Raw genomic sequence first — 24703 nt, 5'->3', positions numbered from 1 at the left:
CTCTGCCTAGAACTCTGTCGACCAGCGCACTGCCGCACCCGGATCGTCGGGCAATGTGGCGTAATGCCCGGGATCGGTGCGGTAGAACAGGCTGGCCGAGGCCATTCCGCCCCAAAGCCTTCCGCGCCAGGCGATCTCACCGATAACCTCACGGCCCGTCGGCGCGAGCGAAAGCCTGCGCGTGGCGAAGGTGGCGCTGCGCGTGCCATAATCCCAGTGGACCGGGAGCGTCAGATCGATGCCGCCCGATGCGACACGCAAGGGCTGGGACAGACGCAGAGCGATTCCGTCATCTTCCGCAAGCACCCCGCGACGCTCGATATCGAAAGCCCAGCCATCGCTGGCGAGCGCCACACCCTGCGCGAACGTCCAGCCGCGCCGATAGCTGCCGCCGAGCCGCCATCCCGCACCCGCATCGAAACGCAGGTCGGTGTCGAGAAACAGGCTGTCCGCCCCGCCCACACCCAGCGCATCATGGAAGCGCGCGCCAAGCAGAGTGTTCTCCTCGCGTAGCCAGCTTGCTCCCAAGGTTGCCGCGAGCGGCCCGTAACGGCGATCGAGCGCCGCGCCGAAGCGCATGGCGCGCCCCTCCTCGCGCGTGCGAGCGAAATCATAGGCAAAACGACCGTGTGCGCCAGCCCGCACGTTTCCGCTTTCGGCGCTGAACGTCAGGCCGGACTGCCCCGCTTGGCGGCGCATGGCTATGGATAGGGTGTCGCCGAGCGCGAAGCCTGTGTCGTCATCGGGAGCGGGCGCGACGAGGAAGGCTGGGCGCGATTGGCCCTGCACCTGCGCCACCAGCCCCTGGCTGCCTTGACGGAACGCGAAGCCCATCTTCATGTCGGCGGCGACCTTCGATACCACCCGTGCAGCAAGAACGCGCGCGCGCTCGGCGTCCTCGCCCGTAAGGCGCAATTGTCCGCTCCAGGGCATCTCTGGCACCCGATCGTCGATCGTGAACGACAAGGCTGCCTCGCCCGCGCCGATCGCTACACTGCGCGATGCGTCGGTCAACGCACCGGTGAGCCGCGGCGCGACCTGTGCGCCCACGGTGCGGGCGCCGATATCGGTAACATAGGCACGGCGATATTTGTCGAGCACGGTCACCGGCATGCTGGCGCTGGCCAGCGCGTCGCCCATGGCTGGCGATCCGACGACGCTGCTGTCGGAAAGCGCCATCACCGACCCGGTGGACGCGATCGAAGTCGTGCCTGCCGGGGCGAAAGCGGCGGCGATATCGAGTATGCCCTTGCCATAGATGTCGTCATCGCCGGTCGCGCCAGCATCGCTCGCGCTTTCGAGCAGAAGTTCGACCACTTCTTGAGCGGTGAGGTTCGGGAAGGCTTGGAGCAACAGCGCGATTGCACCAGCCACCTGCGGGGCGGCAAAGCTCGTACCGGAAAAGAGGAATGCGTAGGTGCCGGTCTGATCGGTTTCGGTCTTGATCGCGCCGTCTTCATAGACACAGCATATCTGTTCGCCTCGCGCGCTGATGAACTGCGACGCGAAGCTTCCTGCGCGATTCGAAAACGAGGAAATGTTGTCCCCTGCATCGACCGAGCCGACGATCACGACACCGCCAGTGCCGGCATTCGCGAGATCCTGCGCAAACGTATCGGGCGATCCCGACCCATCATTGCCGGAAGAAACCACTACGACTACACCCGCAGCGACGGCGCGGCTCACCGCATCGCGCAGGGCTAGGCTGGCATTGCCACCACCCAGTGAGAGATTGATGATCCTGGCGCCTTGGTCGACGGCGTAATTGATTCCGGTCGCGATATCAGTATCACGCAGGCGACAATTGGTGCTACCATCATCGGAGAGATCAGCGCACGTGCCCGGCGCATCGCCGCGCAGGACGAGCAAGTCCGCTTCATAAGCGATCCCGACGACGCCGATATTATTACGCGCCGCAGCCGCGACCAGCGCGACATTGGTGCCGTGGTCGTCTTCCTGCTGGATTGAGCGCGAGCCAGCAACGTCGCGCGAGGTGGGCAGGATGCGGCCTGCGAATTCGGGACTGTCGACATCGATGCCGGTGTCAAGGATTGCGATCGCCACGCCATCGCCGGTGGCACCGCGCTGCCAGGCATAGATCGCTTCGTGCTGCTCCGGGCCGTCAGATCGAGCATACTCCTGCGTCTCGAAGACTGACGGCGGCGTAGGCGTCGGGGTAGGCGCGGGCGGCGGCGTAGGGCTGGGGGCTGGCCCCGATAGGGGCGGCGGCGTGGTCCGCGGCGTGCCGCCACCGCCGCAGGCGGCGAGCAGCGCGATCGCCGCCACGCTCGCCCCTGCCCGCAATTTCCACCCGACGTTCCGATAAGTGGCGACCGTCATTCCCGAGCTCCCGATACAGTGGACTTACGGTCTTATAGCGGCGTTACTGGCCAAAGGTTTAACGCTTGCAAAGCAATTTACCATGCCGCGGCGCTTGCCCCATCTCCGGGCAGCGGTTAGCGCCGCGCCCAGTCCAGATCGCCACCTACATGACGAGGCCAAAGCATGACCGATACCCTCGCCCGAACCATCGAAGCTGCCTGGGACAACCGGGCGCAGCTCTCGCAGCAAAGCGACGACGTGCGCGGTGCCGTCGAAAAAGCGCTCGCCATGCTTGATAGCGGCGAAGGTCGCGTTGCGGAGCCCGATGGCAATGGTGGCTGGACCGTCAATCAATGGCTCAAGAAGGCGGTGCTTCTCTCGTTCCGGCTCAACGACAATCAGGTCATGGAAGGCGGCAGCGCCGGCCATCCCGCGTTCGACAAGGTGCCGAGCAAGTTCGCCGGGTGGGATGATGCGCGTTTCCGCGAGGCAGGCTTTCGCGTGGTGCCCGGCGCGATTGCGCGCGAGGGCAGCTACATCGCGCCCGATTGCGTGCTGATGCCGAGCTTCGTCAATATAGGCGCCTATGTTGCCAAGGGCACCATGGTCGATACCTGGGCCTCGATCGGTAGCTGCGCGCAGATTGGCGAGAATTGCCATATCTCGGCCGGAGCCGGGATCGGCGGCGTGCTCGAACCGATGCAGGCCAATCCGACGATCATCGGCAACAATTGCTTTATCGGGGCGCGCTCGGAAATCGTAGAGGGCGTGATCGTGGGCGAAGGATGCGTTGTGGCGATGGGGGTTTTCATCACCCAGTCGACCAAGATCGTCTATCGCGAAACGGGCGAAGTGATCCGTGGCCACATCCCGCCCTATTCGGTGGTGGTCCCCGGTTTCCTGCCGGGTAAGGACGGCGCGCCTGGCCTTGCTTGCGCGGTCATCGTCAAGACGGTCGATGCGCAAACCCGCGAGAAGACCGGCATAAACGAGCTGCTGCGCGCCTGAGACGCGGAACCGCGAAGGCCATTCGCGCATTTCGATCGCATAACCACAACAGGCGGGATGATGAGCCATGCGCGACGAAGATAAAGAAATTCACATCGAGACCGACGAAGTGCGCGGCGGCCAGAGCAGTGGCGTTGTACGCTGGGTGCTTCTGATCGGTACACTGGTCGCGATCGTTCTGCTGTCGATCGTTTGGATGACCGGCGCGGCCACGAGCGTCGACGACGAAGCGGTCGGCGATGTTTCGGGCCAGGTCGACCCTACGGAATAAGCCGATGAACAATCCCAACAGCTTTCAGACCGATCAATACGTCGAATGGGAATGGGGCGACGGCAAGGGCAAAGGCCAGATCAAGGAGCGTTTCGAGCGTGAAGCGACGCGTACGCTCCAGGGGACCGAAGTCACCAAGGACGGTGATTCCGACAATCCCGCCTATCTCATCAAGCAGGATGACGGCGACGAGGTGCTCAAGCGCGGCTCGGAACTGTCGGCGCAAAACTGATGCCCGCGAAATCGAAAGCGCAGCAACGCGCGGCCGGTGCCGCCCTTTCCGCCAAGCGCGGCGAAACGAAGGTCGGCGACCTCCAAGGCGCGTCCAAGCAGATGTACGAGAGTATGTCCGAAGACGAACTCGAGGATTACGCGTCGACCGATCTCGACGGTCTACCCGAACACGTCGAAGACGACTGATGCTCCGCCGTTTCAGGACGCAAGACTGACATGGATGTCGGGGTCGAAGGGGGCGAACTTTTCAGCCTGACGCCGTCGATGACGTCGCAACTGGCGCTCAGCGCCGTGATGGTTGTCGTCGCGGTGGTGATCCATGGCGCCGGGCTGTTCTCGCTCGGCAATATGCTCACCCGCGAACGCGAGGTGGAAGTCCAGGATGGCGAGAACACCACAGAGCGCCGCTATAGGTTCGAAGGATACCAACCATTGTCGTGGCGCGGCGGACTGGTGGTTGTCGGTGTGGTGCTGGCGATCTTCGCTTTGCATTTCGCGGAAATCTGGGCCTTCGCCTTCCTCTACTCAGCAATCGATGCCGTCCCCGATCTCGATACCGCGATCTATTTCTCTTCGATCGCCTATGCGACCCTCGGTTTCACCGACAATTATATCGATCCAAGCTGGCGAATGATCGCTGCCTCAGAAGGAATTATTGGCGTCCTGCTCCTGGGGTGGTCGACCGCCTTCTTCGTGCGCGTTCTTTCACAGCTCGAAGGGCGCGGCTAACGCCTTCGCATGGGCACGGCGCGCGACCTGATCGACCGGCTCAGCCTAGAGCCGCATCCCGAAGGTGGTTGGTACGCCGAAACGTGGCGCGCGCCCGCATCGGGGGGTGATCGCGCCTCTTCGACCGCGATCCATTTTCTGCTCGAAGCAGGGCAGAGATCACATTGGCACCGGGTCGATGCGGCCGAACTCTGGCTCTGGCACACGGGCGATTCGCTCGACTTGGCGACCGCCCCGTCCGATTCGGGTCCAATCGAGTCGGCCCGCTTGGGCCCAGATCTGGCTGGTGGCGAGAAGGTTCAGCATGTGGTTGCACCGGGTGAATGGCAGGCCGCGCGTCCCGTTGTCGATGGCGTACGTGGCTATGTACTAGTCTCGTGCGTGGTCGCGCCGGGTTTCGATTTCGCAGGGTTCGAACTGGCCCCTGCGGGGTGGTCGCCGGGAGAGCGGACATGATCCGCACGACCCTGCGTTGGGTTCTTGCGATCCTCTACGCGATCGCCGGCTACCTGCACCTCGCCAAACCCGCGCCGTTCCTCTCGATCACGCCCGGGTGGGTGCCCGCACCCGAACTCGTTATCGCTGCCACCGGGATTGCCGAATTGCTTGGCGCAATCGCACTGTTGCAGCCGTGGTCGCGTACGCTTCGCCTGGTCGGCGGATGGGGCCTTGCTCTCTACGCAGTTTGCGTATTCCCAGCCAATATCAATCATTTCGCCGCAGATATGGCGCGTGATGACGGTGGTTTAGGTTTGGCTTATCATATCCCACGGATGGTCCTCCAACCGATCCTCGTCTGGCTTTCCTTATGGGTATCGGGCGCTGTGAATTGGCCGTTGAGCGGCAAAGAAAAAGGGCGAGCACAGCATCTGCCGCACTCGCCCTGAAAAGGTAAGCGTAAATGCTTAGCTGAGGTGCTTGGACACCGCAGCGGTCATCTTGAACATCGAGATCTTCTCGGTGCCGATGACGCCGCCGAGCTTGGCATCGGGCTCGATCATACGCTTGTCGTCCGACGCCTGCAGATCGTGCTTCTTGATGTATTCCCAGACCTTCGAGGTCACCTGGCTACGCGGCATCGGACCCTTGCCGACAACTTCTTCGAGCTGCGGCGAAAGGTTAACCGGCTTGGCGAGCGCATTGTTCTTTGCGGCCATTGTGTTTTCTCCCTACAAATTGGCCATTCTGAAATACGCTTGCGTCAAGGCCCGGTCGAGGGAGGGGCGCGTTTTCCCCCCAGTTTCCTCGGCATGGGCTGCGCCGCTACACATCGAGATCGTCGGCGATATCGCCCGCGATTTCCTCGTCGTCCTCTTCCGACCACGCATCGAGGTCTTCGGGCTCGTAGGTCGCATTGAGCACGGCGGCGGCCAGAACATGGCCCTCCATCGCTGCGAAGACTTCGTCCGCCCCCGCACCCGGCATCAGGCCCAGCGGCCGATCGATCGCGAACAGCTGGAACACGTAGTCGTGCGCCGGATCGCCGATATCGAGCTTCGGCAGCAGCCATTCCGAATTGCCGGCCGCGTTCTTGCCGGCGAAAGGCGGGCTCTCGCCTTCGAGCAGTTTGCCCTGCTGGGGCGCGAAGCCCCAGGCTAGCCAGTGCAGGTGCGCCCTGTCGCCGCGCCCGGCCGGATCTTCGACGACCAGGACCAGTTCCTCGGCTCCGGAAGGCGGCGTGCTCCACTCGAGCGGGGGCGCGACCGCGTCCTCTTCATCCGCGGTGAAACTCGGGTCGAGTGCATCACCGTCGCGAAACGCCGCAGAGCGCAGCGAGAAGTCCTCTGCACCCAGCGTATCGGCATCGGCAAGCCGCGCGACGGCCAGCCGGCCATGCAACGGAGATGCTTCGGGAAGTTTATCCGCCAGCCAGGCGGGGCAATCAGTCATAACATCCTCTTTATCTGTCTGCGGCCTACTTAATGCGGGCCTTTCAGCGCGGTCCAGAAGCGAGCATCCGCCGCGCACCGGTACTCCTCGCGCGGCTCTATCAGGCCATAGCGTAGTATCAAACGATACGGCCGTCGTTCATTTCCCATATCGCTGATTTTTGATAGAGTAATGCTAGGGAAGTTCATCTCCAGGGGATCGCACAACCATGTCTTTAGCCAAACTTCGAGCCGGCACGCACACCAGCCGCTTCGCCTTCATCGCCGCATGTTCCGCTATGGTTGCCGCATGTGGTGGCGACAACCCGCCGCCCAGCGGCCAGGCTCCGACGCCTACGGCGACGGTGGCAACGTGTGACATCCAGAACCGTCTGGCGACGACCTTCGACGTTTTCAACACGAAGTATCTATTCCCGAACCTGCTCGATACCAGCGTGAACCGGCAAAACTATAGCGCCATCCAGCCTTTCATCGATGCGCTGGTCGCGCCTGCTCGCGCGCAGAACAAGGACCGCGGATTCAGCTATGTGACGTCGATCGCCGAAGAGAACGCCCGCATCCAGTCGGGCGCAACGGCGGGCTTCGGCATCCGCCTTGTTTACGACACCACCAACGCTCGCGTGTTCATTGCAGAGGCTTTTGAAAATGGCCCGGCTTTTGCCGCGGGGATCGACCGCGGGACAGAGCTTCTCGCGATCAACGGACAGACGGTCTCCAGCCTGTTCGCCTCCGGTGGCGCGCAAGCCGTCAGCAATGCGCTGGGCCCGAGCGATGCCGGTACCACCCGCACCTTGAGGTTCCGTCCCCTGGGGGGCGCTGAGATCACCGCTTCGGTGGCCAAGGCCGACTACAATCTCGACCCGGTCTCCGATCGCTATGGCGCCTTGGTCCTCGACGATGGCGGCAAGAAGGTCGGATACCTCAATTTGCGCACCTTCGGTTCGGAAACCGTTGCGCCCAACATCCGTAGCGCGGTGCAGAAATTCCGTGATCAAGGCGTGACCGAAATCATCGTCGATCTCCGCTACAATGGAGGCGGCCTGGTTTCGATGGGCGTGCTCCTGACCGACCTTCTGGCCCGCAGCGAAGCCGGCAGTCTGATGAGCCGGATTACTTTCCGGCCGTCGCGGGCAGACGAGAACCAAGCGATCAATTTCTCCGCCGAGCCCGCAGCGATCGATGCGACGAAGATCGCCTTCATCAGCACTGGCGGGACTGCTTCGGCCTCCGAATTCGTGCCCAACAATCTGATCCCGGTGCTCGGCGACAACCTCGCTCTGGTAGGCACCAACAGCTTTGGGAAGCCGGTCGGCCAGGAAGCCTATGATATCACGGCATGCGACGATCGGTTGCGCGTGGTTGCGCTGCAACTCGAAAACCGCAACGGACAGGGCGAGTATTTCACCGGCCTTGCCAGTGTGTTTCCGAACACCTGCCGCGCGGGCGACGATATCTTCACACCGTTTGGCGATCCGACCGAAGCCTCGATCAGCGCCGCGCTCGATTTTCTCGCCGGGCGGTCCTGCACACCGATTGCGTCGTCCGGAAGCGACAAGAGCGTGATGAGCGCGGGAGACAGGGTCTTCCTCCAGCCCGAAGCGTCCAAGCGCAGCGGCGCGCAATGGGAAATCCCCGGCATCTATTAATTCGGAGACCCCACCGATGGCAGCGCGCGAATACACCGATTTTGCCTCCTTCTGGCCGTTCTATCTGAGGGAGCACAGCAGACCGGCGACGCGCGCGCTGCATTATATCGGCACCACGCTGGTCGTCGCGATCGCGATCTTTGCCATCGCGACCGGCCGCTGGTGGTGGCTGCTCGCCATGCCGCTCGCGGGGTATTTCTTCGCTTGGATCGCGCATTTCCGGGTCGAGCGAAACCGCCCGGCGACTTTCACTTATCCGCTCTGGAGCCTGGCTGCCGATTTCAGGATGTGGTGGCTATGGCTCACGGGCCGCCTCGGCCCCGAGCTCGACCGCGCGGGGGTCAAGGCATCTCCGCGCCGGTAAATGCACGCGCGTCGGTCCACGCACAGCCGCGACGGGTCTCGCCGCGCACCGAAAGGGTAGCGACGAAGGGATAGTTGCGATCGCTCATCCCGTCCGAGCATTTGCCCTCGGTGATCGAGAGATCGAAGGCTTGGCCGTCGAACTCGCCGCTCCAGGAAACCCCGCCCAACCCGGCAAAGCGCGACACGGCGACGTCGCTGCCGTCCTGGTCTTCCGGTGTCGCATAACGGACGGTGTCCTCGACGACTTCGCCCGACCAGAAGGGTTCGGTGCCGGTGAAATACACCGCCTCGCCCTCTTCGATCGCATCGAAGGTCGGGGCACTGCGATCACCATCGGCGGGTCCATTACCCGAGCAGGCGGCCAGCGCCAGCGCGGCAGATAAAAGGTTGATGGCGGCTTTCATGATGTACGCTTCCTTGATCGCAGAACGGCGGCGAAGAGACGCGGACAAGATCTCTCGCGCCCTCGTCGTCACGTTATTGCGGCATCAGGACGGTGTCGATCACATGGATCGTGCCGTTTGAAGCCGGAATGTCGCTTGCGGTAACGGTGGCAGTGCCGCCCGTCGCATCGGTCAGCACGACCCTGCCATCGACCAGCGTGGCCGTCAGCGTGCCCCCGCCGACAGTCTCGATCGAATAGCCATCGTCGCCCGCAGCCTCGATCGCCTTGGTCAGCGTGGCAGCGTCCACATTCCCCGGGACGACATGATACCGGAGGATCGTGGCGAGCGTGTCGGTGTCGTTGGTGGTGAGCTCGGTCAGTGTCGCATCGGGGATCTTGCCGAACGCGTCGTCGGTCGGCGCGAAGACGGTGAACGGCCCCTCGCCCGAAAGCGTATCGCCAAGTCCTGCTGCGGTGACGGCCTTGACCAGCGTCGAGAAGGTTTCATCGCCCTGCGCGACTTCGACAACCGTTCCAGGGCCGGTATCGACGGGCGTGGCAACGGGCGCCTCGACCGGCTCGTCATACTTGTTCTTGTCGACAGGATCGGCACAAGCGGTGAGCGCCAGTGCGGCGGATGAAGCGAGCGCGATGGATAGAGTGCGTTTGATGGTCGTCATGGCTTGAATTCCTTGTCGTCTAGCGGGCGGGAAGACCCGGCTGGCGGCAAGCGTCACGCATACGCGATGCATCGCCGGGAGAGTGACGGCGCGGGCTGGGCGGGTCTAACGCCGGGCCCGCGCATCGGGTCACATCACTTTGTCTGGCCGCGCGTCGTGATCGTGGCGCGAGGCCTTGCCGAGCACGCGCTGCAGCCGCTGGGCGAGCGTCGAGGCAGCCTTGCGTGCTGCCGCGTCGACATCGTCCGAATGTTCGGTCACGCCGATGGGACGGCCGCCGCGCGGGCGAGCCTCGATCGTGCAGGCCTTGTCGTTCGACCCGCCCTTTGGCCCGTTCTCGTCGCGGATGTGGACTTCAAGCCGGGTCAGCCGATCCTCGAACCGCGCGAGCTTCTCGCGCACCTGGTTTTCGATCCGGGTGGCGACATCGGCGGTGCCCATCAGCGAACTGTCGGAGTTGAACTGGAATCGCATTGGCAGGTCCTCTTAATAGCTTTCCTTGCCCCCATTCCCAGAACGGTCGCGGCAAGCCCGCGTTCCCGCTCCCACCCCGGATTTCGGCGCGCGCGACGGGGACATATGATACTATAGAGAGGATACCTTCGGGCGCACGAAGGCGCGCCGATCGGTTAGTCTTCGCCAGCCTCGGCAGCGACCCGGGCAGCGGCTTTTTCGCGCTCGGTCTTTTCACGTTGCAGTGTTACGCGGCGGGCCTGGTTGGCGAGATCGGTCCAGGTTTTGGCCGCCCGCATTTCGCGCTCGCGGACATTGGCGAGCTGGGCCTTGTCGGCCGCGGCGGTCGCAGCTGCGGCGCGCTCTGCATAGAATTCGTACGTCTGGGCCATGGTCTCTCCGTTGCTGGGCGGAAGACCCGCCCGCCAAGAAAAATCCCCTCCCGCCACTGGCGGAAGGGGATCGATGCGATTCAGTCCGCAGTCGAGAGGTTCACGGCGCTTTCCTTGCCGTTGCGTCCCTGCTCGACGTCGTAGTTGAGACGCTGTTCCTTATCGAGCGTCGTCATGCCCGCCGCCTGCACGGCGGTGATGTGAACGAAGCTGTCGGCCGAACCATCGTCGGGCTGGATGAAACCATAGCCCTTGTCTGCGTTGAAGAATTTTACGGTGCCAGTCTTGGCCATAAGATGTTCCTTTCAAAGAACGTAGAGTGCCCCCGCAGCAACATGCCGGAGGGTCGTGCGTAAGGTCGTCCGAAGAAAGGAAGTCGTCGTCTGGTTTTCGCCGGGGCCGGCCCAAAGGGCGCGGCAAGCGGCGTCGTCAAAATCCGAAGTCCGTCGCAAATTTCGACGTCAGCAACAGCCTATTAGCACGACTTGCCCGGATCACCTAATCCTGACTGCATCGCACCTGCTCAGCGCTCCCCCGCCAGCTTGCGATGCTCGTCGACCGAACGCCTCATCTCCACCGCCTGCAGATTGAGCGCTTTGGACGACAGCCGGATCTCGCGGCTCTGCTGGAAGAACCCCAGCACCAGCCACAGGAACGCCAGCGGGCTCGAAATTCCGCCAAGGAAATCGCCGAGTTCGTTGAGCTGAAGCTCTGCCGGGTTCTGTCCCTGGACCGCGAGATAAATCACCAGCCCGACGAGATAGAGCGCCGTGAGCGCCAGCCCGATCTGCGGCAGTCGTCGCCGTTCGCGCCGGTCGTCGAGGATTGCGGAGCTGTCGGTATCGGTCATGGCGCGCACTTCTCCTGTTGTAGCGGAACGTGGCAAACCGCCGCCCGCTTGTCCATGGCCCGTTCGATCGCCGGGCGATTACGGTTGGCTTATGCGGAACCTTCTGCCTCGCTGGCGCGCTGTTGCCCCGGACGGGTCGCAGGAGACTGGCATGGCCGACAAGACACCGCAGCAGCACCTTTCGCATATCGCCGAGGCGATGAAGGACATCGACTTCGTGATGCTCAACACCCACACGAAGGACGGGCAGATCGGCGCGCGGCCGATGAGCAACAACCGCCAGGTCGATTACGATGGCGATAGCTACTACTTCACTTGGCACGATTGTCTCATGACCAAGGACATCGAGCGCGATCCCAAGGTCGGCCTGTCGCTTCAGGGCGCTCCGCGCGAAGGCGGCGCTCCCGGCATCTTCATCGCGATCGAGGGCAAGGCCGAGATCGTCAAGGACAAGGCGCAGTTCGCCGAGCACTGGACCAAGGATCTCGACCGCTGGTTCGAGGACGGAGTCGATACCGAAGGCCTCGTCATGCTCCACGTGCACGCCACCCGCGCTGCCTATTGGGACGGCGAGGAGGAGGGCGACTTCGACATCGGCTAAGATGCGGCCTTGCCTCGCAGACGGATTGGCGTACGCACGCCGCGCTCCAGTCCGTCTTGCAGGGATTCGACGATGCCCAAACTGATCCGCTACGCTCTGCTCCCCTTGCTGATCGCGGCCTGCGCACCCGAAGCCGGATCGGTGGAGGCTCACGATTTTCCACGGCTGGTTCCCGAGCCGGTCCAGCGCGATGGCCAGCCGACCACGCTGGTGGGATGGCACGACGCATCCACCCCCTATTCGCAAAACCGCATTCTGCCCGACGATCCGTCGTTTGCCGGTGCCGTAATGCTGACGGTAGGGGATGTCGCGGTGGATTTCGATCGTGGCTTGGTCGAAGCGCTCGCACATGAAGGCGTGAGCGAACCGACAGTGGTGGCGCGCCGCGATCTCACCGGGACGATCCCCGAAACGTTCAGCACGGCGATCGACAACCCGCGGGGGCGGTATTCCACCTTCGTCGCCGATGCCGTCGGCCCTGACGGCCCGGTGCGCATTGCGGGATTGTGGTTGCAGAGCCCGGTCGATGACGAGCCCGGCTCTACCTTCGAAATGTTCATTGCACCGCGCGACACATTCGAGGCTATGGGCGGCTGGTTCGTACCCACGGCCCGCTATTTCGACATCTCGTTCGTCGATCCGGCGGAGGTCGACCTGACGCGGCATGGCACCTTGCCTCCCGAAGAGGCCGCGCAAAAGATCGCCGAACACTTCGGCGAACTCATGAGCTTCATCCTCCAAAGCCAGGCCCTGATGTCGGCGATGACCCAGCAGACGCTCAGCATTCAACAGGGTCTCGACCAAGTCGAGCCGCGCGGGCTTCAGGATCCGATGTACAAGCCGTAGTGTCCCGACTCCGCGCGCCTAGTCGTCCGGGCGTCGCCGGTCATCGGGTTCCTTCGCCACGCCCTTGAACGGTTCGCCGTCGCTCTTGACGTCCATGAACTCGCCCGCGTTCTCGCCATCGGAGCGATCACGCTTGGTCCATTTGCCCGTCACCGGGTTCTTTACCTGCGTCCGATCGTCGACCGAACCCTCGCGGTGGCCCTCACCTGTATTGCGCGCCATGATTTCTCTCCTTGTGTGAGAAGGAATCCGCGACGAGTCCCGCTTGTTCCGAAAAACACGCTGTCGGGGTCACGCATGTGTCGACCTGCACCTGAGAGCGATAGTTTCGCAACGCGGGAAAGCCATTCGCCGCGATACATAGTACCGCCCGATCAGTGGAACCTCTGTGCTAGCTTAGACGCGCGACAGCCGTCGCCGATTGGCACGAACCGGCCCTGCGTAATGCCGCAGTGTCAGTGCCCCGAGCTCCTGCGGGGACTGATTGAAACCGCCGCGCGTGAGCACCGGCCACAGGCCCAGTCCCGCCTCAACCTTTTCGGCCACCATTCTCTCCGCTTCGCGCGTCGCGATCGCACCGCCGCCCATCATCCGCATCCCGCGCAACCAGACGACGCAAGACGCCTCCATCGAAAGCGCCCAACTATCGAACGCAAGCCGCGTCCACGAAGCGGCAGGAGAGTGTGTCATAGGCAATTCCCTTGAGGTGCGGCGGAATGCTGCAATGCAACGACGGACGGCAGGATAGATGGTTGCGCTGCAGACACCGACGCCCTCGTTTACTGCACCAACCTATTCGAAGCGTCGCCAATCGGCAAATCGTCTTCCCGACTCTCGGCAATTTGGTGGCATCCCTCGCTCCGGCGCGGACTTAGTAATCGAGCGCTGAGAGTTGTGCGCTGCCCATCGTTTAGCGAGCCTGGCCCGAAGCCCGGTCATGTGCCCGCCCCAGCGTCGCGACGGCCAGGATGGCGCCGATCAGGCAAATGAGTACCAGCGCAGGGCCGGTCAGCGGGAAGCGCCGGTGCGTTGCCGAAGCACATGGATCGCCAAGATCACCGGACTGACCTCCATTCCGTCCGTCACGTGATCGAACGGGTCCCACCCGGATAGCACCAGCGCCACTACCCAGTTCGCGGTGAGCGCCAAAAGCAGGCGCGGCGGGGCCGGGTTACGACAGCGTCCTGGAGCGCCGGGTGGGCCCGGTCCGGCCTAGTCTCCCTCGGCCGCCTTGGTTGCGGGCTGTTCGTCGCTGGCCTTGCGAACGGAGGCTCGCAGGGCCGATCCCTTGCGCTCGCCATACATTCGTGGGTCGCCTTTATAGCGTTCCTGCAGGTAGGCGAGATCCCAATCCGTCAGCGAAGCGTAGGACTCTTCGCCCATCGGCGTCGACAGCACCGTCAGGATAGTGGCCGCGCCGCTTCCCTCGAGCTTGGCTGGATCGCCATTGGTAAGGCTGCGCATCAGGGCATAATCGGCGACCTGCTCGACCGACAGACCGATCAGCGCCTCGCGCTCGATCACCACCACCGACATCGCGATCGCGGCAGTGAGCATGGAATGGAGCCGTGACCCCCCGGAGGTTGAGGTATAGACCTGCATTCCGTCGGCCGACGAGCTGGAAGGGGTGCCGTTCTCGTCGATCAAAGCCGACAGGTGCCAGGCGATCGAAGGACCGTCCTCCTCGCCAATGCCCCCCAGGTCGCCGTCGAGATTCTGGAAATAGATCGGGTGTACTTTCCGGAACTGCTTGAGAAAGGCCGGTTTGTCGTCGACCAGCACCACTAGCGCACTGGTCGCGCAGCCAGGCTTGGCCGGTCGCACGCCCGCAACCTCCGCGACAGTGCGCATACGTGCCTCGATCGCGTCATTGCCGTTCTCGGTCAGCCCGACGACGCCCGGACAATAGACTTCCGGTTCGTAACGCGTCAGCGGATCGAAGTTGGAAATGACGGTCAACTCCTTGACGAAGCGATCGGCGATCTTCTTGGTTTCTTTCTCGCTTAGCGGGACCTGGCCGCGAATGACGACCCTGTTGTCGTCTCCGGCCTCGCCCGAAGCCTGGGCCGATTCCTGCTGCGCCATGGCAGGCGCGGAAAGCGCCGTCGCTCCAAAGGCAAGTGCCAGCGCGGCGATGCGCAAACGGCTGATGCTTGCACCTCGCGCTTGTGCTTCGAAACGGTTTTCCGGTGCATTCTCGATCATAATTGAGCCCTTCCCGATGCGCGTTCCTGCGAACATGCCTCTCCTGCGGACATGCCTCTGCGCGATGGATGAAGCTATCAGACTTTTTACGGCCCGAGAAGCCGTGCGCGAAAGCACGACGTGCCCCGCAACCGGATTTGCCTCTCGCTTAGTCCTCACGCTCGGGCGCTTCCGCCGGCTCTTCCTCCGCGGCATCGAACACCACGCTTTTGAGTGAAGACCCGACGCGGTTTCCGCGCAGCCTCGGATCGCCGCTGTAGCGTGCCTTGATGTAAGCGAGATCCCACGCGGTAACGGAAGCGACGGCATCTTCGCCCATCGGGGTCGACAAGACGGTCAGGATCGTCGGCGCGCCCGAATCCGCGAGTTTTTCCGCAAGACGGTCGGTAAGTGTGCGCATCACCGCATAGTCCGCCAGTTGGTCCGTGGAAAATCCTTTCGCGCCGTCGCGCTCGATCACCACCACCGCCATCATCACCGCGATGTTCACCGGTGCGAGCATCGGCGTCCCACCCTCGCTCACCGACACGTACGGGTTCGACAGGATGTGATGCGATGGCGGCATCCCGTCGCGCACCATCGGCAGCCAGAGGGTCCAGGCAATGGCGGGACCTTCCTCATCGGGCATTTTCCAATGCTTTACGTAAGACTGGAAATATTCGGGATAGGCTTTCCGGAATTCACTCAGGAAGCTCGTCTTGTCGTCCACGAAAAACACCAGCGCGCTGGTGGGGCAACCCGGCTCTGCGGGCTGGACGCCACCGACCTCGGCGACCAGCCGCATACGTTCTGCGATGCGGCGGTTGATGTCGTCCGACAGTCCGATCACCGCCGGACAGTACATTTCGCGCTCGTATCGCGCGACGGCGTTGTTTCCGCTGATGATCGTGAGTTCGCGGACGTAGCGATTGGCGATCTTCTTGGTCTCTTTCTCGGTAAGAGGGGCCCTGCCGCGAATGACGACGCGGTTATCCGCCTTCGCCTCGCTCTCGTCTGCGCCATTCTCCTGCGCGAAGGCCGCGACCGGAAGGGCTGTGCAGCCGATCGAGAGCGCAAGCGCTGCGGTTCGGAGCGCGCGACCGATGATACCGATGCTTGGCGGGGCAAACGGGTTGGCGGCATGTGTCATCACAAGCGGTGCTCCATCGGCGCCGCAGCCTCGCCGCGGCCATGCACGAGCGTACCCTGCTCGGCGCGCGAACGGAAGTGCGCGATGGCCGTGCCCACTACGGCCCTGCCGCCCTTGCCCCGAAACGACGACGGGGGCAGCCCGCGCATGGCAGGCCGCCCCCGGTCGGTGCGTATCGCGTGTCGGCGATCAGTCGTTGAGCACGAAGGTGATCTTCAGCGTGCAGCGCCATTCGACGATGTTCTCGCCATCGACGGTGCACTTGATGTCTTCGACCCACACGCCCTGGATATCATTGAGCGTCTTGCTGGCGCGGGCGACGCCCTGCTTCACGGCGTCCTCGATCCCGACCTTGGACGAGGAAATGACTTCGGTAATCTTGGCGATGGACATTGGATAGTCTCCCATTGGGTTGGTGTATACCGAACCAATGGACGGCGAACCGACAACGTTCCGACACGAGCGTCGGCGGCGCGCGCGCCGGGGGGCCGCGCAATGGCGGCACGGCCTTTGCGATCCCAGCTCCCTCTCGAAACACGCAACAAAAAAGGCGGCCCTTGCAAGGCCGCCTTCTTCGGTTCGGTCGAGCGCTCGGTTACGAGGGCATCAGCACGGTGTCGATGGCGTGGATCGTACCGTTCGAGGCGTCCACATCGGTCATCGTGACGGTCGAGGTGTTGCCCGCAGCATCGGTCAGGACGACATTGTCGCCATCCATCATCGCGGTCAGCGTGCCGCCATTGACGGTGGTGATTTCGTAACCGCTGTCGCCGGCGTCGGCGATCGCCTTCATCAGCGTCGCGGCATCAACATCGCCTTCCACCACGTGGTAGGTAAGGATGTTGGTGAGATCGGCCTTGCCGGCTTCGCTCATCAGCTCGTCACGCGTGGCCTGCGGGACCTTGTCGAAGGCCGCATTGGTCGGCGCAAACACGGTGTACGGGCCGGTGCCCGACAGCGTTTCCGCCAGGTCGGCCGAGGTCACGGCGGAGACGAGCGTCGAGAAATCGGCATTGCCCTGCGCGACTTCGACGATCGTGCCTTCGGTGGCGGCATCGGCGGTCGTGCCGTCGGTCATCGTGGCATCTTCATCCACGACCACCGTATCGTCGGCGGGATCGTTGCAGGCGACGAGCGCGAGCGAGGCAACGGAAGCGAGTGCGAGTGTCATCTTGTTCATGGCGGATAGGGTCCTTGAAAAGGGATAGGCCAGTATAGGCAATGGCGCGGGGCGATCGCCCACAACTAGCGGCTGTTCGTCAGCCGCGCGCCTTCACCCAACCAATGATCCGAACGCGGCAACGTTCCGAAATTGGCGAAAATGTGGCAGCGCCCGGATCGCGCCAAATTGTTCATCCGCAAGAAAAAACCGCTTTCTCCTGATCGCTGCTGGGCGATCGGTGCTAGGCCCGCGCGATGGAACCCGACACCCTCCCGCCCAAAACCATTCTCGTCGATGCCGATGCCTGCCCCGTGAAGGAGGAGATCTACCGCGTGGCGGCCCGCTACAAGGCGCATGTCCGCGTGGTCAGCAACAGCCCCTTCCGCGTGCCGGTGAGCGAGCGGGTGAAGCGCGTGGTCGTCTCCGACAGCTTCGACGCGGCGGATGACTGGATCGCCGAGCATGCAACGCCGGAAAGCGTGGTGATCACCGCCGACATCCTCCTCGCCGAACGCTGCCTGAAGGCGGGCGCGCGGGTGCTGAAACACGACGGGCGCGAATTCGACGCCGCCAGCATCGGCAGCGCCCTCGCCACCCGCGCGATCATGGAAGATCTGCGCGCCGGAATGGATGGCATCGGTGGTGGCCCGCCCCCCTTCAGCAAGGCAGATCGCTCGCGCTTCCTGCAGGCGCTCGACCGGGTGCTGGTGCAGCTGGGCTGAGAGGACGGGGCGGGTGACAAAGGTGGGTGACAAAGGTGGGTGACAAAGGTGGGTGACAAAGGTGACAGGGCGTCACTTTTGCAGGTCCGCGTCAAGCTCCTGCAAATGCTGGAGAAGTTCGTCGTTGGACATGGCGGACGGACACAGGTCCAGGGGCTCGTAATCGGGATCGGCGGTGGTTTGGGCGCGCAGCATCGCGATCTCGGAGCGGTCCGCAGGCGTGCGCGCGCCGGTCGACACCCCCTCCCCGCGCTCGACCGCCCCCAGCAGCGTTTCGAAATCACGCGCATGCCGCTCCGCCATCGGGGCGAGCTTGCCCATCAGCGGAATGCCGCCGAGCGAAACCTTGCGCAGCAGCGCCACCGTCAGCCGCTCGTCGAACTTGCGATAGCTGCCGACCTGCTCGCCCTGGAAGAACACCGGTATCTCCACCCCGTTCAGCGCCCGCTCGAGCGCGGCCTGCGCGAGCACATCGTAGGAATGATGAAACGCCACCTCCCATGCGAGGTCGAACGCCCGCCCCTTCAGCCGCGAGCGCAGCCGATAGGCCGATTGCCGCGACATGCCGACCGACTGCGCCGCCTCGGTCACCGAATGCGTGGCGGAAAGCTGCCGCAGGAACGCGCCCTGCTTGTCGAGCGACCAGCCGTCGTGGCGAGTGGCGCGGTGGGTGGTCTGGCGGGCGGAGGCGCTCGCGGAGGCGGCGGCGGGGTGATCGTGCTTGCTCATCGGCAAGGATAAGGCAGATTTCGGCGATGTAGGAAAGTTTATCGTGCTAAACCCATGACCAGCCCCTCGCCTTTAGCATTTCGCAAACCGCCATTTGCTACGGTGCCACGCGTGGAAACGGTAAACTTCTTGCTCGACCGTCCCCTCGCGTTGTTCGTAGTGCTCGCCATCGGCGCCGCGATCGGGATCGTGTTCGAACGCGTGACGACCGCCGCCGACCGCGAGCGGCGCAAGGCCTATTGGCGCGGCCGCAATGCCAGCAAATTCGGCAAGAAGGGCGCAACCCTCAAAACGATCGAGGCGGAAGAGCGCAAACAAGCTAGCGGCGTCGAGCTGGCGGCGGACCAGTTGAAGCTGGTCAGCAGCGCCAAGTTCACCTCGCGCTCGCTGCTCAACAAAGCGGAGGCCAAGGTGTTCGACGCGCTCGACAAGGCGGTGATCGCGCGCAATCCGCGATGGCAGGTAATGGCGCAGGTGAGCCTGGGCGAATTCCTCGCCAGCCCCGAAAAGGACGCCTACTTCGCGGTCAATGCGAAACGCGTCGATTTCGCCCTGATGGACGAGCGTTGCCGCGTGGTCCACGCACTCGAATATCAGGGCAGCGGCCACCACACCGGCACGAGCGCGGCCGCGCGCGATGCGGTGAAGAAGGAAGCGCTGCGCAAGGCCGGCATCGGCTATCACGAGATCGTCGCCGGCCACACCACGCCGAGCGAACTCTGGGCGCTGGTGGAGCGGTTGGTGGTGGGTGACAGGGATTAAGTATTGTGTCCCCGGAATTTTTGGAATTAAGTATTGTGTCCCCGGAATTTTTCGGAATTTCGTTCCGGAATTTCATCGCAAGGTCGCCGCGTAAAGCAAGCTCCGGCGATTTTCATTCCTCGCCGAACAGCCTGCTCCGAACTGGGAGCCAGCACCGGTGACGCATTTGGCGGTGGGGTATTAATCCCCTAGCGGGTTGAGCGGATCAATTGGAGAAAAGCCTTTGGTCTTCGCGAATTTCATTCTGTGATTGAAATTGGACATCGAGTCCGATGGATCAATGGCTGACAGGCGCAGATCATTGAACGTTGGCCGCACAAATTGGACAGATACGATAGGCATATCAACCTTATGCCCAGTTGTACTGTCCAGCATATTAGCCATACATGTTACAAACACCTCATTGCGAGGCAGAACACTGAAAATATCTCCAGCAACTTTCAGTGAGACGCTACAGACATAATCCTGATATAGCTCGTTGCGCTCGCCGATTGGCATTTTCGTCTCGGAGAGCTTTCCGCTCTGCAATTGTTTCCGCCGATAATTTGGTACGATCTCATCTGTATGAACATGCGCAATGGCATGCAGAAATTCGTCGGTAATACTAAACTCTAGGCGGGAACCGATAAGACCGTCATCTGCCCAAGATGTCATCGTATTAATCACGTCTCTTTCGGCCGAGATGTCCCCAGCGAGCAATCTGGTCGCCAATTCCTTATCTGATTGCCAGTCGGCATGTTCCTGATCGAAGACATTCAAATTATTTTGATGCTCCGCATCATCGCGTGCGCGTCCCTCCGATACTGCATCTACGAGCGACAGTCTGCGCTTCTCGGATCCACCTGAAAGAAAGTCGAAGAAACGCGGTTGAAATTGATCGAGGGCAGCTAGCGCAGAGTCCTCATGTCGCGTCCTCCTCATTGGCGAGACGGGTTCGGGAGCGTCCCTGAGCATCTGCCAATTCACGTCGTCATTCGGATTAACGTGAAGCGATACAAGGTCGCTGAGGTGCTCCCGCCATTCACTAACCGCATCTTGAGCATCTGCAGCGATCATTGCTTTTTGATCAGCTTTCCAGCGACGCTCTGCATCGCGAGCAGCTCGCCGATTGGCAGCCTCGATGGCGCGAAGTGTACCTCTCCAACCCATACAATCCCCCTAGTTTCTGCTACAATAAAAGGCTTCTCCGTATTGTAGCAATCAGTTCTTGAACGAATTCGGTTTCATTGCCTGCGCGCCACGGGACGGTGGTGCAGTGGTTAGTGTCGAAGTGTGTTTTCTCTTTTTCGAATTTCTCGGCTTCACAAATGTACAGAACAGGCTTTCCCAATCCTTCTGCAAAACCAGCTTCCCAGTACGCACCGGCATTTTCGTGAGTAAGATCAGCAATTAGAAATGCACAATCTCGGATATGCATTCTCATTATGTTGTCTATCACACCCGCCTGTGAGACATCCCTAAGGTCAATTGTCTCATAGCCAATTTTTGCCAGCGCAGGCTTTACGTGATCATTAATAAGACCATCGAGCTCTGTGTCGCCAAACTTAAGTGCGATGAATCCGTAGCTACCCGACACAAGACCCTTTTGCTCTTGGTCATAAAGTTCCCAACCATTGAGCGTTAGGTTCAATTCTTGTGCATTAGATGGACCATTAACGTCAGGAATGAACATACCTACAACCAGTCTTTGATCTCGCAACTCAGCCAACAAGTCGCAAGCGAATTGGCGAGAGGGAGCGCCAATCGATGAGTGGAAGTCGGGAGTGAGAATTTCAACGGGCTCACCCGTCTTCTGAACTTTAGTCCCTATCCATCGAAGGATGTTTGTGGCTTGGTTTCCCGGCGTAGGAAGTGCAGGGCCGTCTTCAATAAAATCGCGGAGTTCGTTGGAAAGCCACATTCTCGGCTTGCCTTCACGATCATTATCAAGTCGTATTTTGTGTGAAAGTGCTGCTCTTCTGACTTTGGTCAAAGACGGAAGCAATTGATCTAGATTATCAACCAAAGCTGTGCGCGATATTGCGAACTGTCCACACACCGAACAGTTAAATAGCGTCGCGTCGTAACCTTGAAACGGTGCGGACATGCAATCGAATCCATCTTCAGAAAGACAGACTGGGCAATTAGCGTTTGTCCATGCCATTAGTGCTGGCCGTCACCCTCCGGCAAATACAACCGCTCGCCCTTCTCCCGATACACCTTGCTCATCTCTTCCATCCCCTCGCGCGCTTGCTCGGCCTCCGCGTCGCTCGTCTCGCGCTTGATGTTTTCACTCGCCAGATAGCTGTCCGAGTTTTGCTTGGCGGCGAAATCGCGCACTTCCTGGCTGATCTTCATCGAGCAGAATTTGGGCCCGCACATGGAGCAGAAATGCGCGGTCTTGGCGCCTTCTGCCGGCAGCGTCTGGTCGTGGAAGTCCTCGGCCGTGTCGGGGTCGAGGCTGAGGTTGAACTGGTCGCGCCAGCGGAATTCGAAGCGCGCCTTGCTCAGCGCATCGTCGCGCACCTGTGCCGCCGGGTGGCCCTTGGCGAGGTCGGCTGCGTGGGCGGCGAGCTTGTAGGTCACCACGCCGACCTTCACGTCGTCGCGGTCGGGCAGGCCGAGGTGTTCCTTGGGCGTGACGTAGCAAAGCATCGCGGTGCCGTACCAGCCGATCTGCGCCGCGCCGATGCCGCTGGTGATGTGATCGTAGCCGGGCGCAATATCGGTGACGAGCGGCCCGAGCGTGTAGAACGGCGCTTCGCCGCACACCTCCAGCTGCTTGTCCATGTTCTCCTTGATCTTGTGCATGGGCACGTGGCCCGGCCCTTCGATCATGACCTGCACATCTTGCTTCCACGCGCGGTGCGTCAGCTCGCCCAGCGTGTAGAGTTCGGAGAATTGCGCTTCGTCGTTTGCATCCGCGATGGAGCCGGGGCGCAGGCCGTCGCCCAGCGAATAGGCGATGTCGTAGGCCTTCATGATCTCGGTAATCTCGTCGAACTTCTCGTACAGGAAGCTCTCCTTGTGATGCGCGAGGCACCATTTCGCCATGATCGACCCGCCGCGGCTGACGATCCCGGTGACGCGCTTGGCCGCCATCGGGACATAGGGCAGGCGCACGCCGGCGTGGATGGTGAAGTAGTCGACGCCCTGCTCGGCTTGCTCGATCAGCGTGTCGCGGAACACTTCCCACGTCAGGTCCTCGGCCACGCCGCCGACCTTTTCCAGCGCCTGGTAGATCGGCACGGTGCCGATCGGCACGGGGCTGTTGCGGATGATCCATTCGCGCGTGTCGTGGATGTTGCGACCGGTGGAGAGGTCCATCACCGTGTCCGCCCCCCAGCGGATCGACCAGACCATCTTGTCGACCTCGTTCGCCACATCCGACGCGACGGCGGAATTGCCGATATTGGCGTTGATCTTGACCAGGAAGTTGCGCCCGATCGCCATCGGTTCGGTCTCGGGGTGGTTGATGTTGTTGGGAATGATCGCGCGGCCGCGGGCCACTTCGTCGCGCACGAATTCGGGCGTCACGTAATCCGGCAGACTGGCGCCCCAGGGCTGGCCGTCATTGCGTGCTTCGAGCCGCGCGGCTTCCTCGCGCAGCATCTCACGTCCGAGATTCTCGCGCTCGGCGACATATTCCATCTCGGGCGTGATGATGCCCTGCCGCGCATAGTGCATCTGGCTAACGTTCTTGCCCGCTTTCGCACGCAGCGGGCGCCGCACGACATTGGGATAGGCCGGGACGCCGCCGCTGCGATCGGGGCCAAGCTGGCCGTTGTCTTCCGGCTTCACTTCGCGCGCATCGTATTCCTCGACATCGCCGCGCGCCATGATCCAATCGCGGCGCAGCTGGGGCAGGCCGGCGTTGATGTCGATCGTGGCTTCGGGATCGGTATAGGGGCCGCTGGTGTCGTAGACCCGCACGCTCGGCTCGCCGCCTTCGAGGTCGATCTCGCGCATGGCGACGCGCACGCCGCTGCCGCTTTTCGCCGCGACATGCACCTTGCGGCTGCCGCGGATCGGGCCGGTGGTGACGCCGATGTCGAATTTGCTGTTGATGTCGGCCATGCGAAGTCTCTCCTTGTGACGGAGCGCGGACTTCGGGCCGGGCGGATTGCGACAGGACCGGTCCACTCCCTCCGCCGATGCTAATCGGTTCAGGTTCGACGGGTCGTGGGGCGCGACGCCCACCTCTCAGGCCCTTGTTGTCCATCCGCATTCGCTGGCGAATACGAAGGGCGCGGCCTCCCCGGGGATGGCCCGTGTGTAGAGGTTCGCATCGGCCGCGTCCAGCATTGCGCCAATCGCGGCGGCAATCTTGTCCAGCTCCGATATTCGACGCGTTTCACTGAAATCCACGCGCGCCCCCCTCGCATGAAAATACCCGGATCCGGGGATACTCATACGCGCCGGTACCCGTCAAACTGCGCGCGCTTTCGAACATAGGAAATATGCGCGTCCCCCTCTCCGGGCGGCCAATGGTGCAGGCGCATTCGCCGGATCGCCATGCATGCCCACCAGCGAGGAAACGAACCCGTGCAGATGAAGCCAACTCACCTTCGACGGGGCGTGGGCCCGCGGCCGACAAAGGTGCGTGCCGCCAACTGAACGAATGCCAAAAAACTGCCGACACCCGCGACAGGAGGCGGACCGGACCGGTTCGTCACCTTCGCTCTATCCGCCAACCAGGAGCATGATCTTGAAAACCACTCTCTTTCTGTCCGCAACCATCACCGCGATCGCCTTCGCCACACTGTCGAGCAGCCCCGCGCTTGCCGACGACTGCCTGCTCGACACCAACGACGACGGCAATGCCGACACCAATGTCGATACCGACGGCGGAGCGGATTCGAGCGGCATCATTTCGCGGCTTGCGTGCGGAGACAGTGCGGAGGCCAGCGGCGGGAACAGCACGGCAGTCGGGGGCAGAGCGACAGCATCGGGCTTTGACGCTTCTGCTTTTGGTAACAACGCGAATGCCACTGCCACCGGTGCAATTGCGATTGGGAGGGACGCGTTGGCAAGCGGCGATTATTCGACTGCCATCGGAAATCAGGCGCAAAGCTCCAATGACAGCGCCGTCGCCATCGGCAGCGAAGCGAATGCTGCTGGAAGCTACGCGACTGTCGTTGGGACCTTTGCCAGAGGCACAGGCACTTCGAGTGTGGCCGTAGGCTATAATGCGGAGGCGTCACAATTTTCTGTCGCTGTGGGGACCTCCAGCGAGGCGAGCGGCTACATCTCTTCCGCATTCGGTCAGAGCGCTGCAGCCACCGGAGATCGGTCGTTCGCAGCAGGTTATGCAGCGAATGCTGAAGGCGCGTCGTCGATCGC

32 protein-coding genes and 1 pseudogene are annotated in these 24703 nt (G+C 62.3%); 14 read left to right on the top strand and 19 right to left on the bottom strand.

Annotated elements, in window-relative coordinates; all coding sequences use genetic code 11:
* Window positions 1-6: 6 nt before the first annotated feature.
* Entirely contained in the window at window positions 7-2340 is a 2334-nt protein-coding gene (locus tag GRI68_RS00165; RefSeq protein ID WP_160615137.1) for a S8 family peptidase, read from the bottom strand.
* Between the two features lie 165 nt (window positions 2341-2505).
* On the opposite strand from GRI68_RS00165, the gene dapD reads away from it, so the two are divergent.
* The 7 genes from dapD to GRI68_RS00130 all read left to right on the top strand — a co-directional run bounded on the left by dapD (window position 2506) and on the right by GRI68_RS00130 (window position 5451).
* Complete coding sequence (gene dapD / locus GRI68_RS00160) at window positions 2506-3330, top strand: 2,3,4,5-tetrahydropyridine-2,6-dicarboxylate N-succinyltransferase (RefSeq protein ID WP_160615136.1); 825 nt, start codon at window positions 2506-2508, stop codon at window positions 3328-3330.
* Between the two features lie 67 nt (window positions 3331-3397).
* Window positions 3398-3601, top strand: coding sequence for a hypothetical protein (locus GRI68_RS00155; RefSeq protein ID WP_160615135.1), 204 nt, complete (start codon window positions 3398-3400; stop codon window positions 3599-3601).
* A 4-nt stretch (window positions 3602-3605) separates the two neighbouring features.
* A complete protein-coding gene (locus GRI68_RS00150) occupies window positions 3606-3833 on the top strand; it encodes a hypervirulence associated TUDOR domain-containing protein (RefSeq protein ID WP_160615134.1) in 228 nt (75 codons plus the stop codon).
* On the top strand, window positions 3833-4021 hold the full coding sequence (locus tag GRI68_RS00145; RefSeq protein ID WP_160615133.1) for a DUF3008 family protein: 189 nt from the start codon (window positions 3833-3835) through the stop codon (window positions 4019-4021). Before GRI68_RS00150 ends, GRI68_RS00145 begins: the two co-directional genes overlap by 1 nt.
* A 30-nt stretch (window positions 4022-4051) precedes the next feature.
* Window positions 4052-4564 carry an ion channel gene (locus tag GRI68_RS00140; RefSeq protein ID WP_160615132.1) on the top strand — a complete coding sequence of 171 codons (513 nt, stop codon included), beginning with the start codon at window positions 4052-4054 and terminating at the stop codon, window positions 4562-4564.
* Window positions 4565-4573: 9 nt separating this feature from the next.
* Complete coding sequence (locus GRI68_RS00135; protein WP_160615131.1) at window positions 4574-5020, top strand: cupin domain-containing protein; 447 nt, start codon at window positions 4574-4576, stop codon at window positions 5018-5020.
* Window positions 5017-5451, top strand: coding sequence for a DoxX family protein (locus GRI68_RS00130; protein WP_160615130.1), 435 nt, complete (start codon window positions 5017-5019; stop codon window positions 5449-5451). Before GRI68_RS00135 ends, GRI68_RS00130 begins: the two co-directional genes overlap by 4 nt.
* Before the next feature lie 18 nt (window positions 5452-5469).
* Here GRI68_RS00130 and GRI68_RS00125 read toward each other — a convergent pair whose 3' ends face one another.
* Together GRI68_RS00125 and GRI68_RS00120 are read right to left on the bottom strand one after the other, a co-directional pair.
* Window positions 5470-5721 carry an SWIB/MDM2 domain-containing protein gene (locus GRI68_RS00125; RefSeq protein ID WP_160615129.1) on the bottom strand — a complete coding sequence of 84 codons (252 nt, stop codon included), beginning with the start codon at window positions 5719-5721 and terminating at the stop codon, window positions 5470-5472.
* A 106-nt stretch (window positions 5722-5827) separates the two neighbouring features.
* Window positions 5828-6454: a YbhB/YbcL family Raf kinase inhibitor-like protein gene (locus GRI68_RS00120; RefSeq protein WP_160615128.1), complete on the bottom strand. Its 627-nt coding sequence runs from the start codon at window positions 6452-6454 to the stop codon at window positions 5828-5830.
* A gap of 208 nt (window positions 6455-6662) precedes the next feature.
* Between GRI68_RS00120 and GRI68_RS00115 the strand changes: the two genes are divergently transcribed.
* Complete coding sequence (locus tag GRI68_RS00115) at window positions 6663-8099, top strand: S41 family peptidase (RefSeq protein ID WP_234028667.1); 1437 nt, start codon at window positions 6663-6665, stop codon at window positions 8097-8099.
* Window positions 8100-8115: 16 nt separating this feature from the next.
* On the top strand, window positions 8116-8463 hold the full coding sequence (locus GRI68_RS00110) for a DUF962 domain-containing protein (RefSeq protein ID WP_160615127.1): 348 nt from the start codon (window positions 8116-8118) through the stop codon (window positions 8461-8463).
* Here the strand turns inward: GRI68_RS00110 and GRI68_RS00105 are convergent.
* The 6 genes from GRI68_RS00105 to GRI68_RS00080 form a co-directional block, all read right to left on the bottom strand.
* Window positions 8441-8869, bottom strand: a complete 429-nt coding sequence (locus tag GRI68_RS00105; RefSeq protein ID WP_160615126.1) for a COG3650 family protein — start codon at window positions 8867-8869, stop codon at window positions 8441-8443. The two genes, GRI68_RS00110 and GRI68_RS00105, sit on opposite strands and share 23 nt — an antisense overlap.
* A 73-nt stretch (window positions 8870-8942) precedes the next feature.
* On the bottom strand, window positions 8943-9530 hold the full coding sequence (locus tag GRI68_RS00100) for a fasciclin domain-containing protein (protein ID WP_160615125.1): 588 nt from the start codon (window positions 9528-9530) through the stop codon (window positions 8943-8945).
* 129 nt (window positions 9531-9659) lie between these two features.
* A complete protein-coding gene (locus tag GRI68_RS00095) occupies window positions 9660-10004 on the bottom strand; it encodes an HPF/RaiA family ribosome-associated protein (RefSeq protein ID WP_160615124.1) in 345 nt (114 codons plus the stop codon).
* A gap of 155 nt (window positions 10005-10159) precedes the next feature.
* Window positions 10160-10375 carry a hypothetical protein gene (locus GRI68_RS00090; RefSeq protein WP_160615123.1) on the bottom strand — a complete coding sequence of 72 codons (216 nt, stop codon included), beginning with the start codon at window positions 10373-10375 and terminating at the stop codon, window positions 10160-10162.
* Between the two features lie 80 nt (window positions 10376-10455).
* Entirely contained in the window at window positions 10456-10668 is a 213-nt protein-coding gene (locus tag GRI68_RS00085; protein ID WP_160615122.1) for a cold-shock protein, read from the bottom strand.
* A gap of 230 nt (window positions 10669-10898) precedes the next feature.
* Window positions 10899-11225 carry a hypothetical protein gene (locus GRI68_RS00080; protein WP_160615121.1) on the bottom strand — a complete coding sequence of 109 codons (327 nt, stop codon included), beginning with the start codon at window positions 11223-11225 and terminating at the stop codon, window positions 10899-10901.
* Between the two features lie 151 nt (window positions 11226-11376).
* On the opposite strand from GRI68_RS00080, the gene GRI68_RS00075 reads away from it, so the two are divergent.
* The gene (locus GRI68_RS00075; protein ID WP_160615120.1) at window positions 11377-11826 is read left to right on the top strand and encodes a pyridoxamine 5'-phosphate oxidase family protein; all 450 of its coding nucleotides are present in this window, start codon (window positions 11377-11379) and stop codon (window positions 11824-11826) included.
* A 72-nt stretch (window positions 11827-11898) separates the two neighbouring features.
* A complete protein-coding gene (locus GRI68_RS00070) occupies window positions 11899-12672 on the top strand; it encodes a hypothetical protein (RefSeq protein ID WP_160615119.1) in 774 nt (257 codons plus the stop codon).
* 18 nt (window positions 12673-12690) lie between these two features.
* On the opposite strand, the gene GRI68_RS00065 is transcribed toward GRI68_RS00070, so the two are convergent.
* From GRI68_RS00065 to GRI68_RS00040, 6 genes are all read right to left on the bottom strand, one after another.
* The gene (locus GRI68_RS00065; protein WP_160615118.1) at window positions 12691-12894 is read right to left on the bottom strand and encodes a hypothetical protein; all 204 of its coding nucleotides are present in this window, start codon (window positions 12892-12894) and stop codon (window positions 12691-12693) included.
* Window positions 12895-13068: 174 nt separating this feature from the next.
* Entirely contained in the window at window positions 13069-13362 is a 294-nt protein-coding gene (locus tag GRI68_RS00060) for a hypothetical protein (RefSeq protein ID WP_160615117.1), read from the bottom strand.
* Window positions 13363-13884: 522 nt separating this feature from the next.
* A complete protein-coding gene (locus GRI68_RS00055) occupies window positions 13885-14877 on the bottom strand; it encodes a hypothetical protein (RefSeq protein ID WP_160615116.1) in 993 nt (330 codons plus the stop codon).
* A 148-nt stretch (window positions 14878-15025) separates the two neighbouring features.
* Complete coding sequence (locus GRI68_RS00050) at window positions 15026-16006, bottom strand: hypothetical protein (protein ID WP_160615115.1); 981 nt, start codon at window positions 16004-16006, stop codon at window positions 15026-15028.
* 189 nt (window positions 16007-16195) lie between these two features.
* Window positions 16196-16399, bottom strand: a complete 204-nt coding sequence (locus GRI68_RS00045) for a dodecin family protein (protein WP_160615114.1) — start codon at window positions 16397-16399, stop codon at window positions 16196-16198.
* A 202-nt stretch (window positions 16400-16601) separates the two neighbouring features.
* Complete coding sequence (locus GRI68_RS00040) at window positions 16602-17186, bottom strand: fasciclin domain-containing protein (RefSeq protein ID WP_160615113.1); 585 nt, start codon at window positions 17184-17186, stop codon at window positions 16602-16604.
* Window positions 17187-17422: 236 nt separating this feature from the next.
* Here GRI68_RS00040 and GRI68_RS00035 point away from each other — a divergent pair, with 236 nt between their 5' ends.
* Window positions 17423-17890: a YaiI/YqxD family protein gene (locus GRI68_RS00035; RefSeq protein ID WP_160615112.1), complete on the top strand. Its 468-nt coding sequence runs from the start codon at window positions 17423-17425 to the stop codon at window positions 17888-17890.
* Window positions 17891-17962: 72 nt separating this feature from the next.
* Here the strand turns inward: GRI68_RS00035 and GRI68_RS00030 are convergent, their stop codons facing one another.
* Window positions 17963-18619 (bottom strand): hypothetical protein, encoded by a 657-nt coding sequence (locus tag GRI68_RS00030; RefSeq protein ID WP_160615111.1) that lies wholly within the window; start codon window positions 18617-18619, stop codon window positions 17963-17965.
* A gap of 129 nt (window positions 18620-18748) precedes the next feature.
* Between GRI68_RS00030 and GRI68_RS00025 the strand changes: the two genes are divergently transcribed.
* Window positions 18749-19381, top strand: a complete 633-nt coding sequence (locus tag GRI68_RS00025; RefSeq protein WP_234028666.1) for a DUF2726 domain-containing protein — start codon at window positions 18749-18751, stop codon at window positions 19379-19381.
* A 180-nt stretch (window positions 19382-19561) separates the two neighbouring features.
* Here GRI68_RS00025 and GRI68_RS00020 read toward each other — a convergent pair whose 3' ends face one another.
* From GRI68_RS00020 to thiC, 3 genes are read right to left on the bottom strand one after another with little or no spacing between them, the layout of a single operon-like run.
* Window positions 19562-20530, bottom strand: a complete 969-nt coding sequence (locus GRI68_RS00020) for a hypothetical protein (protein ID WP_160615109.1) — start codon at window positions 20528-20530, stop codon at window positions 19562-19564.
* Between the two features lie 19 nt (window positions 20531-20549).
* Complete coding sequence (locus GRI68_RS00015) at window positions 20550-21467, bottom strand: TIR domain-containing protein (protein WP_160615108.1); 918 nt, start codon at window positions 21465-21467, stop codon at window positions 20550-20552.
* Window positions 21468-21523: 56 nt separating this feature from the next.
* Window positions 21524-23437 carry a phosphomethylpyrimidine synthase ThiC gene (gene thiC / locus GRI68_RS00010; RefSeq protein ID WP_160615107.1) on the bottom strand — a complete coding sequence of 638 codons (1914 nt, stop codon included), beginning with the start codon at window positions 23435-23437 and terminating at the stop codon, window positions 21524-21526.
* A 631-nt stretch (window positions 23438-24068) separates the two neighbouring features.
* On the opposite strand from thiC, the pseudogene GRI68_RS00005 reads away from it, so the two are divergent.
* Window positions 24069-24703: pseudogene (locus GRI68_RS00005) on the top strand (hypothetical protein); the annotation flags it as partial.

It is taken from the genome of Alteriqipengyuania halimionae (assembly GCF_009827575.1).
Lineage (GTDB): Bacteria > Pseudomonadota > Alphaproteobacteria > Sphingomonadales > Sphingomonadaceae > Alteriqipengyuania_A > Alteriqipengyuania_A halimionae.
This window is presented reverse-complemented; position numbering and strand designations above follow the sequence as displayed.